General features: G+C 55.8%; 11 protein-coding genes. 4 read left to right on the forward strand and 7 right to left on the reverse strand.

What is annotated here, in order from left to right; all coding sequences use genetic code 11:
• Positions 1-21: 21 nt before the first annotated feature.
• The 3 genes from thiM to L350_RS20245 are packed head-to-tail and all read left to right on the forward strand — an operon-like array spanning position 22 to position 2,377.
• Positions 22-792, forward strand: coding sequence for a hydroxyethylthiazole kinase (gene thiM, locus L350_RS20255; protein ID WP_023306588.1), 771 nt, complete (start codon positions 22-24; stop codon positions 790-792).
• On the forward strand, positions 789-1,589 hold the full coding sequence (gene thiD, locus L350_RS20250; protein ID WP_023300565.1) for a bifunctional hydroxymethylpyrimidine kinase/phosphomethylpyrimidine kinase: 801 nt from the start codon (positions 789-791) through the stop codon (positions 1,587-1,589). The genes thiM and thiD overlap by 4 nt, the downstream gene beginning before the upstream one ends.
• A 41-nt stretch (positions 1,590-1,630) precedes the next feature.
• A complete protein-coding gene (locus L350_RS20245) occupies positions 1,631-2,377 on the forward strand; it encodes a GntR family transcriptional regulator (RefSeq protein ID WP_023306587.1) in 747 nt (248 codons plus the stop codon).
• Here the strand turns inward: L350_RS20245 and L350_RS20240 are convergent.
• The 3 genes from L350_RS20240 to L350_RS20230 are packed head-to-tail and all read right to left on the reverse strand — an operon-like array spanning position 2,351 to position 5,579.
• Positions 2,351-3,304 carry a PfkB family carbohydrate kinase gene (locus L350_RS20240; RefSeq protein ID WP_023306586.1) on the reverse strand — a complete coding sequence of 318 codons (954 nt, stop codon included), beginning with the start codon at positions 3,302-3,304 and terminating at the stop codon, positions 2,351-2,353. The genes L350_RS20245 and L350_RS20240 overlap by 27 nt on opposite strands.
• Positions 3,301-4,305, reverse strand: coding sequence for an ADP-ribosylglycohydrolase family protein (locus tag L350_RS20235; RefSeq protein WP_022648656.1), 1,005 nt, complete (start codon positions 4,303-4,305; stop codon positions 3,301-3,303). Before L350_RS20235 ends, L350_RS20240 begins: the two co-directional genes overlap by 4 nt.
• Positions 4,302-5,579, reverse strand: coding sequence for a nucleoside permease (locus L350_RS20230; protein WP_032623934.1), 1,278 nt, complete (start codon positions 5,577-5,579; stop codon positions 4,302-4,304). Before L350_RS20230 ends, L350_RS20235 begins: the two co-directional genes overlap by 4 nt.
• A 248-nt stretch (positions 5,580-5,827) precedes the next feature.
• On the opposite strand from L350_RS20230, the gene fbaB reads away from it, so the two are divergent.
• Complete coding sequence (gene fbaB, locus L350_RS20225) at positions 5,828-6,880, forward strand: class I fructose-bisphosphate aldolase (RefSeq protein WP_023306585.1); 1,053 nt, start codon at positions 5,828-5,830, stop codon at positions 6,878-6,880.
• 88 nt (positions 6,881-6,968) lie between these two features.
• Here fbaB and yegS read toward each other — a convergent pair whose 3' ends face one another.
• From yegS to yegQ, 4 genes are all read right to left on the reverse strand, one after another.
• Entirely contained in the window at positions 6,969-7,868 is a 900-nt protein-coding gene (yegS, locus tag L350_RS20220; protein ID WP_023306584.1) for a lipid kinase YegS, read from the reverse strand.
• 170 nt (positions 7,869-8,038) lie between these two features.
• Positions 8,039-8,644, reverse strand: a complete 606-nt coding sequence (locus tag L350_RS20215; RefSeq protein ID WP_023306583.1) for a hypothetical protein — start codon at positions 8,642-8,644, stop codon at positions 8,039-8,041.
• A 7-nt stretch (positions 8,645-8,651) separates the two neighbouring features.
• Positions 8,652-9,617: an Ssp4 family T6SS effector gene (locus L350_RS24415; protein ID WP_032623935.1), complete on the reverse strand. Its 966-nt coding sequence runs from the start codon at positions 9,615-9,617 to the stop codon at positions 8,652-8,654.
• 409 nt (positions 9,618-10,026) lie between these two features.
• Positions 10,027-11,388: a prephenate-dependent tRNA uridine(34) hydroxylase TrhP gene (yegQ, locus tag L350_RS20205; protein ID WP_017383261.1), complete on the reverse strand. Its 1,362-nt coding sequence runs from the start codon at positions 11,386-11,388 to the stop codon at positions 10,027-10,029.
• Between the last annotated feature and the right edge of the window lie 59 nt (positions 11,389-11,447).

Below are 11,447 nucleotides of genomic sequence, written 5' to 3' on the forward strand. Positions count from 1 at the left end.
CCGCACGGCAGGAGCGAAACCATGCAGCCTGACCTGCTCGACTCACACGTTTTACATCAATTCCGAACCCGTTCCCCGCTCACGCACTGTATGACCAACGATGTCGTGCAGACCTTCACCGCCAACGTTCTGCTCGCGCTCGGTGCTTCCCCGGCAATGGTGATCGAAGCCGAGGAAGCGGAACAGTTTGCCGCGCTTGCCGATGCCCTGCTCGTCAACGTTGGCACGCTCACCGCGCCGCGCGCCCAGTCGATGCGTCGGGCTATTGAGAGCGCGGTAGCCGCGGGCACACCCTGGGTTCTGGACCCCGTCGCGGTTGGCGCGCTGGCGTTCCGCACCCGTTTTTGCCAGCAAATATTATCCCTTAAACCTGCGGCCATTCGTGGCAACGCCTCCGAAATCCTCGCCCTTGCCGGAATGAGTGCGGGCGGACGTGGGGTCGATTCCACCGATACGGCAGCGAGCGCGTTGACCGCTGCACAGGCGCTTGCCCGCCAGACCCACGCCGTTGTAGTCGTCACAGGGGAAGTGGACCACATCACCGACGGCCAGCGAACCCGTACGGTCGCGGGGGGCGACCCGCTGATGACCCGCGTGGTAGGAACTGGCTGTGCGCTCTCGGCGGTCGTCGCCGCCTGCTGCTCGCTGCCTGGCGACAGGCTTGATAACGCGGCGGCAGCCTGCGGCTTTATGAAGCGCGCAGGGTCAGTTGCCCTGACTCAAAGCCGGGGGCCCGGCAGCTTTGTCTCCGCGTTTCTGGACGCGCTTTACGCGCTGGAGGAACAGGTATGACACGTATTAATGCCCTGACTATTGCGGGAACCGATCCAAGCGGCGGAGCGGGGATCCAGGCAGACCTGAAAACCTTCTCTGCGCTCGGCGCATACGGGTGCTCGGTTATCACCGCGCTGGTTGCGCAAAACACGCGCGGCGTACAGTCGGTGTATCGCATTGACCCGGATTTTGTCGCCGCGCAGCTGGATTCGGTATTCAGCGACGTACGTATCGACACCACCAAGATCGGCATGCTGGCAGAGGCGGACATTGTTGAAGCGGTCGCTGAACGTCTCAAACACTACCAGATAAAAAATGTGGTGCTTGATACCGTGATGCTGGCCAAAAGCGGCGATCCGCTGCTCTCCGCCTCGGCTGTCGACACCCTGCGTAAAAAGCTGCTGCCGCAGGTTGCGCTGATCACGCCAAACCTGCCTGAAGCCGCCGCGCTGCTGGATGCGCCACACGCGCAAAACGAACGTGAGATGAAAGAGCAGGGGAATGCGCTGCTGGCGATGGGGTGTCGCGCGGTGCTGATGAAAGGCGGCCATCTTGATGATGCAGAAAGCCCGGACTGGCTTTTCACCCACGATGGCACGCAACGTTTCACCGCGCCACGCGTCCAGACCAAAAACACCCACGGCACGGGCTGTACGCTCTCGGCGGCGCTGGCGGCGCTGCGTCCTCGTCACGCCACATGGGCGGATACGGTGCAGGAGGCAAAGGTCTGGCTCTCGGGCGCGCTGGCAAAAGCCGATTCTCTGGAAGTGGGTCACGGTATTGGTCCGGTTCACCATTTTCATGCATGGTGGTAAGCCGTATACTGGCATGAAACTCATGCCAGAGAAAAACAGAGATGGAACAAGCGCATACCCGGTTAATTGCTCAACTCAAGGAACGAATTGCCGCACCGGACAACACGCCGCTGTATCTGAAATTTGCCGAAACGGTTAAGAACGCGGTGCGCAGCGGTGTGCTCGCGCACGGTAATATTTTGCCCGGCGAGCGCGATCTGAGCCAACTGGCCGGAGTGTCGCGTATTACGGTGCGTAAAGCCATGCAGGCGCTGGAAGAGGCTGGCGTCGTCACCCGCGCGCGTGGATACGGGACGCAAATCAACAATATCTTTGAATATTCGCTGAAAGAGGCGCGCGGCTTTTCTCAGCAGGTGGTGCTACGTGGCAAAACGCCCAACACCCTGTGGGTCAATAAACGCATCGTGAAGTGCCCGGAAGAGATCGCCCGCCATCTTTCCCTTGCGCCGGAAAGCGATGTGTTTTTGCTTAAGCGCATCCGTTACGTGGATGACGATGCGGTATCGATAGAGGAGTCCTGGGTACCGGTAGGATTAATTCCCAACCCGGACGACATTGGCGTCTCGCTTTATGATTACTTCCGCAGCCAGAATATCTTTCCGAAGCGCACCCGTTCCCGCGTCAGCGCCCGGATGCCGGACAGCGAGTTTCAGGCACATATCAAGATGGACGATAAGATACCGGTGCTGGTGATCAAGCAAGTCGCGCTCGATCAACAGCAGCGGCCAATTGAGTACAGCATCAGCTACTGCCGCAGCGACCTATACGTCTTTGTGTGCGAGGAGTAGGGCCTCGCGCGTGGGGGCGCAGTCTCCACCGCGATGGCTGACTACCCAGGCGGCCACGGCATTGCCAAGCTGCACCGACTCTGGCAGTGACCATCCCGCAGCCAGCCCGGCAAGGGTACCTCCCGCATGGCTGTCACCGGCGCCGATGGTATCGACCACGGTAGCAGGAAACGCCGGAACGTGTCCGGAAGCGTCACCGTCGTACCAGACCGCTCCGTCTTTATCATGGCGTACGATTAGCGCAGCGCCAAACCGTTGCTGCCACTGAGTGCCGAGCTGTTCCACGTTCACGCCAAGCCATTCGGCGGCAAGTTCCGCCTCCTGCCGATTGAGCGAGACAACCGGTTTACGGGCCATAATCCGCGCCATCAGCGGGTCGGGAATATCCGCGATGCGCGGACCGAAATCGATAAAGAGCGTCACATCCTGAAGACGTTCCACCCAGGCCGTCAGCAGCTCGCCGCTGGGCGACGCCAGCTGGTAGCCGGACAAATAGATCAGGCTTTTCTCCGGCACGCTCAACCCATCCAGCCAGCGTTGCTGCCACTGATTCTCCACACCGCTAAACGACATGAAGGTCCGTTCACCATCAGGCTCCACCAGCGCCAGGCACCAGCCGTTATCGCCCGTTTCCGCTTCCACGGCGCTGTGCAGATCCTGCTTCGCCATGGCATTACGGATAATATCGGCCCACACGCCGTGGCCAACGGGAAGCGCGTTTTGCGCTGCAATGCCGAGCCGCTTGAGGGCGATGGCGATATTCAGCGCGCAGCCGCCAATATTCACTCCCTGTTGCTTAAGCTCGATATCACACCCGCGCCAGGGCAGGGCGTAGGCGTCGGCAATCACGTCGATGACCGCCGCGCCGAGCACCGTTACGGGGCGCGTAGCGTGAAGGGTTTCGAGACGGCGGGCAAAAGCACTCATACGCCCTCCCTTTGCTCCCGGAAGTGCAGCAGTTTTTCGCAGTAGCGTCCGAAATCAAGCTGGTTTACGGCATCAAGTTCGCTTTTAAGCGCCGGATCAATGGCCTGTACACCGTGCAGCGCGCCACAGATGGCCGTTGCCATCGCGCCGATAGTGTCCGTATCACCGCCCAGGTTAGCGCATAACACCGCGCAGCGGTTCGGATCGGTGCCCGCGAGTTCGACCATCGCAATCGCCGCCGGAACGGACTCCAGTGTGCTCGTGCCCGCGCCAATAAGCTGATAGATCTGCTCGCTGGCGGTCTCCGTACCGTTGGCTTCGCGCACGGTTTTCAGGGCCAGCTCAATACGAGCGGAAAGCGATGCGCTGAAGGTGGTGGTGTTCGCCTCCTGTGCCGCACGGGCAATACCCGGCAGGGCATCGGCGATGTTCTGCCAGCGCTCGCCGTCGATAGCGCGTGAAACCGCCCACGCGATCACCACCGCACCGGCGATGGCGAGATCCGATTTATGGGTCGGGCTGGAGGCTAACGCAACCTGTTCAACAAAATGTGCCAGACGCGTGGCCGGTAGCAGGCATCCCAGCGGGGAGGCGCGCATCGCCGCCCCGTTGGTGACGCCGTTATTTTCCAGCTCGCTCACCGGCTTGCCGTCACGGATGGCGTTCAGGGCAATTTTGGAGGTCGGGCCGAGCACATTCTTATTGAACGCGTCAAAATCCAGCGCCCAGTCCAGAATATGCTTACCGATAACGTCAGGATTAATTTCCCCGTCGCATTCGATAATCGCGTCGGCCAGGCACAGCGCCATCGACGTATCATCCGTAAATTCGGCCTGATTAAAGTAGCAGGCGGCATTATTCTCAGCCGGGCCGGGTAAGAAACGGTCGATCCAGCCGAAGTGCGCTTTCACCCGCTTGCGCGGCCACAGTTCAGACGGCATCCCCATCGCATCCCCTAACGCCTGCCCGTAAAGAGCACCGAGAATACGGTCTTGTTTCATTTAACTTCCCCTCGTGTCAGCGCGGTATCGCCATCAACCACCTCAATTGCGGTGATCTCTTTATCCGATTCGCGGAAAAACAGCATAAACAGCACGGCAATCACTACAATCATGATTGCACCAAACGTCCACATTCCGGCCCAGTTGAAGGTCAGCCCATTCACCGGCTCTTTATAGGCGAACATTTTTTCCATCATCACGCCGCCGAGACGGTAACCCAGCAGGCTACCAAAGCCCTGACAGCACAGCGTGATCAAGCCCTGCGCTGCGTTGCGCATATGCACGGGCGCTTTTTTATCCACGTAGATGTACGCGGTGACGTAATAGAAGTCATAGCTTACGCCGTGCAGCAGAATGCCGAGGAACAGCAGGGCGTAGGTGAAGTATTGTTCGGCGCCGCCGTAAACAAAGAAGCCGTAGCGAATGGCGGCGGTGATCAGCCCCAGCAGCAAGACCTTCTTAATACCAAAGCGTTTGGTAAAGAACGGCAGAGCGAGCATGAAGAAGATTTCAGAGAACTGGCCGAGGGTCATCCAGCCGGTGGCGTTTTTCATCCCCACTTCGGTGAGATAGCCGTTGGCAAAGATGTAGTAGAAAGCCAGCGGCATGGCGAACAGGAATGAGCAGAAGAAGAACACCAGGAAGTTTTTATCGCGCAGCAGGAGCAGCGCATCCAGCCCCAGCATCACTTTGATATCCAGCTTGCCGGTGCTCTTCGGCGGGGTATTCGGCAGGAAAAGTGCGAAGACGCCGAGCAGAAGGGAGCTGGCAGCGGTCATCAGCAGCGGGATATTGGTGTCAGAGATGTCGCTATAGCCCATCATCTGCGGCAGGAAGCCGCACGCCAGACCGGATGCAATCCAGCCGATGGTGCCCATCACGCGGATGCGCGGGAAATCAGCCTCCACGTCATCGACGTTCGCAAAAGCGATGCTGTTCGTCAGCGCGATGGTCGGCATATAGGTCAGGGAGTAGGCCAGCAGCAGCGGGAAGAAGGTGCTGAACTGGGTTTGCTGTGCTGCGAAATACATCAGAATCGCGCCAGCGAACATCAGCACGGCCAGCACTTTCTGGGCGGCGAAGAAACGGTCGGTCAGCGAGCCGACCAGGATAGGAGAGAGGATCGCGGCAATAGCGGTACAGGCATAGGACCAGCCAATTTCCCCAGCGGTAAACCCGCTCTTGCTCAGCCACAGCCACAGCGGCACAAACCACGCGCCCCAGATAAACCATTCAACAAACATCATGAATGACAGTTGGACTTTCGTTTTCATTTTTTAATCCTGCATGTCAGAGGTACGCATGTAACATACCATGTGATAATACCTTTTAAATACCTTTAAGGCGATTGTTTGATCAGTGTAACAAAAATGTTGTACATGAAACGAGCCAGCAGATTGTGCTTAAAAAAGTTGCAAATGGTGGAAAATAGGTTAAGTCGGTACCAGGCTTAGTCTGCCTGCAAAAACGTGGGCTTGGATCACACGCTCCGACATCATGTCGGACATACGGGAGCATCACTATGACTGATATTGCGCAGCTGCTTGGCAAAGACGCCGACAGCCTTTTACAGCATCGTTGTATGACCATTCCAGCCGACCAGCTTTATCTGCCTGGCCATGATTACGTAGACCGCGTCATGGTCGACAACAACCGTCCTCCTGCCGTACTGCGAAACATGCAGACGCTTTATAATACCGGCCGCCTGGGCGGAACCGGGTACCTCTCTATTCTGCCCGTTGACCAGGGCGTTGAACACTCTGCGGGGGCATCGTTTGCCGCGAACCCGCTCTATTTTGATCCGAAAAATATCGTCGAGCTGGCGATTGAGGCGGGCTGTAACTGCGTGGCCTCCACCTACGGCGTGCTGGCCTCCGTGTCGCGTCGCTATGCCCACCGCATTCCGTTCCTCGTTAAGCTGAACCACAACGAAACCCTGAGCTACCCAACCGAATACGACCAGACGCTCTACGCCAGCGTCGAGCAGGCGTTCAATATGGGTGCGGTGGCGGTCGGGGCAACCATCTATTTCGGTTCTGAACAGTCGCGTCGTCAGATAGAAGAGATCTCCGCGGCGTTCGAGCGCGCCCACGAGCTGGGCATGGTAACCGTGCTGTGGGCCTATCTGCGTAACGGCTCGTTCAAAAAAGACGGAGTGGATTACCACGTGTCTGCGGATCTGACCGGTCAGGCAAACCACCTTGCGGCGACCATCGGCGCGGACATCGTGAAGCAGAAAATGGCCGAGAATAACGGCGGCTATAAAGCGGTGAACTTTGGCTATACCGACGACCGCGTCTACAGCAAGCTGACCAGCGACAACCCGATCGATCTGGTGCGCTACCAGCTGGCGAACTGCTATATGGGCCGCGCCGGGCTGATTAACTCCGGCGGTGCGGCAGGCGGTGAAACCGACCTGTCCGATGCGGTGCGCACGGCGGTGATTAACAAACGCGCGGGCGGCATGGGGCTGATCCTCGGCCGTAAGGCGTTCAAAAAATCTATGGCCGACGGCGTGAAGCTGATCAACGCGGTTCAGGACGTCTATCTGGACAGTAAGGTCACGATCGCTTAAGTCTTTTCCCCTCACCCTAACCCTCTCCCCAACGGGGAGAGGGGACTCTTCAGTGCATACGGGAAGAGGGCCGCCACCCGGCAACACATCAGCGCAAAAGCTGACAGTCCGGCGGCAACCGGCACTGCAACGCGCCGGGCAAAACTTCGATGCGGAATCGCTCGCCGCTGAGCGGCTCTCCGTCGAGGTTAAAGGTCATGCCGTGGGGGGCGATCACTTCAAACCACGCGGATTTCCCGTCGATGATATTGGGGCTCTCCTCTGGCTGCGTCAGCGTCGTAAACAGCGCCGGCAGCAGCCCGTCGCCGGTAAAAATACGCAGCTGTAATTGACCGTCATTAATCAGCGCTTCCGGGCAAAGCTGCTGTCCGCCGCCTGCCTGACGCCCGTTGCCGATACCAATCACCAGCGCGTCGCCCTGCCAGTGGAAGTTTTCACCTTGGATCTCACAGCTGTCGGGCCTGAGCGTGTCCATGCGCATCAGACCATGGATGAGATACGAAACGCCGCCCAGCGCCGCCTTCAGTTTTTCCGGCGTTTCGCTGGTAATGCGGGTGCCGAAACCGCCCGTCGCCATATTGATAAAGCAGGTTTTTTCATTCACCTGAGCAATATCGACGGCGGTAGCCTTACCGAGAATGGCCAGCTGTAGCGCTTTGCCTACATCCTCTGGAATACCGGCGCTGGTGGCAAAATCGTTGGCGGTACCGAGCGGTAAAATCCCCATCGCCGGGCGAGCTGCGTCGTTGAGGTCAATGAGCGCACCGGCGATCTCGTTGATCGTTCCGTCGCCGCCGCCGGAAATGATGGTCTGAACACCTAACCTGATGCCCTCATCGATGTAGCGCGCCGCATCGCCTTTTTCAAACGTTACCCGCACGTGTATGCATGCTCCGTCTTCACGCAATTCGGTAATCGCCTGGCGCAGCAGATCGTTGCCTGCACTCTTGCCGTTAAGAATTAATAAACTGTCTGGATAGGTTGCCATCCGGGTTGCTCCCTTTTTTAGCTATAGAAAGAGTGTATCCCAGAGAGGGAAAAAGCGGGTAAGAACAGGATGAAAGGCAAAAAATAAGCCCGCGTAAGGGCTTTGAAATCGACTAAAGAACCCCGTAGCGCTTACAATGCATACTACTGCCGCTCAATTGACTATTGTGGTCAACGTTTGAGGTGTGACATTGGCCTTGCCTCGATTTTGAGCTGCTTACGCCAGACCCGATTATGTAGCGTTAGCGCAATGGAGCGGTAAAAAATCGATGAATTCATCCACATAATGTTCAGAAAGAAACATCCCAGCCCCAGCAAAGAGGTTATTTGCGGTGTGTAGTTCTCAACAGGGCCGAATAAAAGCGAAATCCCCGTCCAGATGAAATAAATGATGCTCATTATGCCTGTCAGCGTAATGACGAAAATATGCAGTTTATATCCAGGTAAAGAACCTCGTGTAGTCAGAAACATCGTGCTCATCACTACCAGACAATACACAATCGCTGCAATGAATACTCCCATCATAACCTTAAATTCGGGTAAGCCGAGCCAGCGAAACAGCAACAACCAGAGGGACACTTGCAGCATGGCGTAGCAAAAAATAGCCAGTAACGTGCTCACTGCCAAAGGAATTCCTGTCATATGGACGCCCACAGGAACGCCGAACCGATCTTTTAACTGTTCTTTTAATGTTTCAAGCTGGTTGGGATCATCGGTCGCCATTTTACTTTTAACCAAAGCACTTAATGCAAGGCTATCTTTAATGTATTTCATCATGGACGGGTCAATAACTTCCTGTAAATGAAAAAGACTGAATTAAACCAAAAATGTATTTACCCGTTTGTGCAACATTCTGTGGATTTCTGATATTTCCTGAGATGGCACTTCCAACGAAGGCAGAAGAATTTGAAATGGTATTCAGCAACTCACGCTGTAAGAGCAACTGCAACGCTTCTGACGGATAACGTTTGGGATACACGCCTGCCTTCATTGCTGCTTTTACACCTGAATTCGAGATGCCGGGATTGCGGATACGAATAATCTCCTCTGTTAATCGCGTACGGTCGGCCCGGCTCATTTTTTGTAATAAGGAGAGCAAACTCTCAGACGATGAACGGTTAAGAAGGCGATATGTTAATGCAGCGCTTTTTAAACCCGCAGCAGCCCCGGCAAGAGAAATCGCATCCAGGGCTGTGTTGGTTGCTGTATACCACTCCTGGGAGTCCATCCACGCAACGTAGTCATCGTGATTCATAGCAATCAACGATAGTCGGCCAAGCCCATTTGCACATTGAATTCCAGTTGCTACACCACCGGCTAAAATCACAGCGGCTATAGCACCGGAAGACCCTGCAGTGAGAGGTATAGCCATACCGGCCCCTGCCGCAAGTACAACAGTAAGAATTGCGGCTCCGCAGGAAATTGCCGTTGAACCAATTTCAGTCGCCAGGGAAGGGGACTGAATCGTAGCCGTTGTTGCGTGAACGGGGTTAACTTGTGAGGCATTTACTTTGGTTATGACTACATGACTAACCGAGCTTTCGTTTGGTGTCGCAATCCTTCTTGATGGCCGTACTAGCCACTGACGTGTACCGTCTGAGTAGATAATCCCGGCCTGGCTAAAATTTCTGCTGCAGTCCAGTTGACCTGCAAGTGCTGTGAAATTTATATCGCCGCTAGAGGCAAGACCAAGACTGCGTGCAAGTTCGTAATCTGGAAGATCCTTTGAAAGTTGTCCTGTGAATGTCACTTCATCTCTCCGTCCGTGTGAAACGTTGATTGTGAATAAATCAAGAGTAAAGGTCCTGTTAACACTTAAAATTAGGAATGTTCCGAATAGTGTTCATCCCTCTCAAATCCATTAAAAATGTGATTAGGATCCTTTGTTCGTTCGACTTGCTTAGATGATACGCCTAATGCTGACACAAACCTTTCCCGGGTCAATGCAACGCCATATTTATCAGGGGGAAAAATTTCAGGAGTTAACAAAAAAAATAAGCCCGCGTAAGGGAGATTACGCAGGCTAAGGAGGTGGTTCCTGGTACAGCTAGCATTTATGGGTTATGTTTTTCAGCGGGGGGATAATACCCGTATTGAACGAAGCGGTATGTGATCCGATTCTAAGAATTATCCCAGCGTGAAAAAATCCCGTTGATTGACTATTTGCCGTGCGGATTTCGGGTATTTTCACCTTCAAAATTGCGCATCAGCAGCGCAAACTCCAGCTCTACTTCTTCAGGAACCGGCAGCCAGACCACATGGCCGTCGCCAGGTGCGACCTCAATCGCCTCACCTTTTTTGTTTTCCAGATGCTCCAGGCGGAAGTTCATGTTGCCCTGCGGTGTCATCAGCTCCAGGCTGTCGCCTTTAGTGAATTTGTTTTTTACGGCGACGGCGGCCAGCGGGCCTTTACGCTCGCCGGTGAAGTCGCCTACAAACTGCTGGCGTTCGGAAATCGAATAGCCATGCTCGTAGTTCTGGTAGTCGTCGTGGGTATGTCGACGCAGGAAACCCTCGGTATAACCGCGATGCGCCAGACCTTCCAGCGTTTCCAGCAGGCTGGTGTCGAACGGTTTACCGGCGGCGGCATCGTCGATGGCTTTGCGATACACCTGCGCGGTACGAGCGCAGTAGTAGTAGGACTTGGTGCGGCCTTCGATTTTCAGGGAGTGCACGCCCATCTGGGTTAAACGCTCCACGTGCGCGATGGCGCGCAGATCCTTCGAGTTCATGATGTAGGTGCCGTGCTCGTCTTCGAAGGCGGTCATGTACTCACCCGGACGTTTGGCTTCTTCGATCATAAACACGCTGTCGGTAGGCGCGCCGATACCCAGCGTTGGCTCAACGTTGGTGACCGGGATCGGCTCGTGTTTATGCACGATGTTACCGATGTCATCCTCTTTGCCTTCCTGAACGTTATATTCCCAGCGGCAGGCGTTGGTGCAGGTGCCCTGGTTCGGGTCACGCTTGTTGATATAGCCAGAGAGCAGGCAGCGGCCGGAGTAGGCCATGCACAGCGCGCCGTGAACGAAGATTTCGATCTCCATATCAGGCACCTGGGTGCGGATCTCTTCGATCTCTTCGAGAGACAGCTCGCGAGACAGAATGACGCGGGTCAGCCCCATCTGTTTCCAGAATTTCACCGTTGCCCAGTTGACGGCGTTAGCCTGCACCGAGAGGTGAATGTCCATCTCCGGGAAGTTCTCCCGAACCAGCATGATTAAACCCGGGTCTGACATGATCAGCGCGTCCGGCCCCATCTCCACGACCGGCTTCAGGTCACGAATGAATGTTTTCAGCTTGGCGTTGTGCGGCGCGATGTTCACCACCACGTAGAATTTTTTGCCCAGGGCATGCGCTTCGTTGATGCCGAGCTGAAGATTCTCGTGGTTGAATTCGTTGTTACGCACGCGCAGCGAATAGCGCGGCTGGCCCGCGTAGACGGCGTCGGCACCATAGGCGAAAGCGTAACGCATATTTTGCAGCGTTCCCGCCGGGGAAAGGAGTTCCGGTTTAAACATGTTTGTTCTCGTTCTGATGACAGGTCAGATCCGCGTGCACCAGGTGCAGCGGTAAGGGG

The organism is Enterobacter sp. MGH 4 (genome assembly GCF_000534735.1).
In the GTDB taxonomy this organism is placed as follows: Bacteria; Pseudomonadota; Gammaproteobacteria; order Enterobacterales; family Enterobacteriaceae; genus Enterobacter; species Enterobacter intestinihominis.

Excerpts from the sequence above, each read along its gene's own strand:
- thiM (WP_023306588.1), top strand. The coding sequence starts at position 22 with ATGCAGCCTGACCTGCTCGACTCACACGTTTTACATCAATTCCGAACC.
- thiD (WP_023300565.1), top strand. The coding sequence starts at position 789 with ATGACACGTATTAATGCCCTGACTATTGCGGGAACCGATCCAAGCGGC.
- L350_RS20245 (WP_023306587.1), top strand. The coding sequence starts at position 1,631 with ATGGAACAAGCGCATACCCGGTTAATTGCTCAACTCAAGGAACGAATT.
- L350_RS20240 (WP_023306586.1), bottom strand. The coding sequence starts at position 3,304 with ATGAGTGCTTTTGCCCGCCGTCTCGAAACCCTTCACGCTACGCGCCCC.
- L350_RS20235 (WP_022648656.1), bottom strand. The coding sequence starts at position 4,305 with ATGAAACAAGACCGTATTCTCGGTGCTCTTTACGGGCAGGCGTTAGGG.
- L350_RS20230 (WP_032623934.1), bottom strand. The coding sequence starts at position 5,579 with ATGAAAACGAAAGTCCAACTGTCATTCATGATGTTTGTTGAATGGTTT.
- fbaB (WP_023306585.1), top strand. The coding sequence starts at position 5,828 with ATGACTGATATTGCGCAGCTGCTTGGCAAAGACGCCGACAGCCTTTTA.
- yegS (WP_023306584.1), bottom strand. The coding sequence starts at position 7,868 with ATGGCAACCTATCCAGACAGTTTATTAATTCTTAACGGCAAGAGTGCA.
- L350_RS20215 (WP_023306583.1), bottom strand. The coding sequence starts at position 8,644 with ATGATGAAATACATTAAAGATAGCCTTGCATTAAGTGCTTTGGTTAAA.
- yegQ (WP_017383261.1), bottom strand. The coding sequence starts at position 11,388 with ATGTTTAAACCGGAACTCCTTTCCCCGGCGGGAACGCTGCAAAATATG.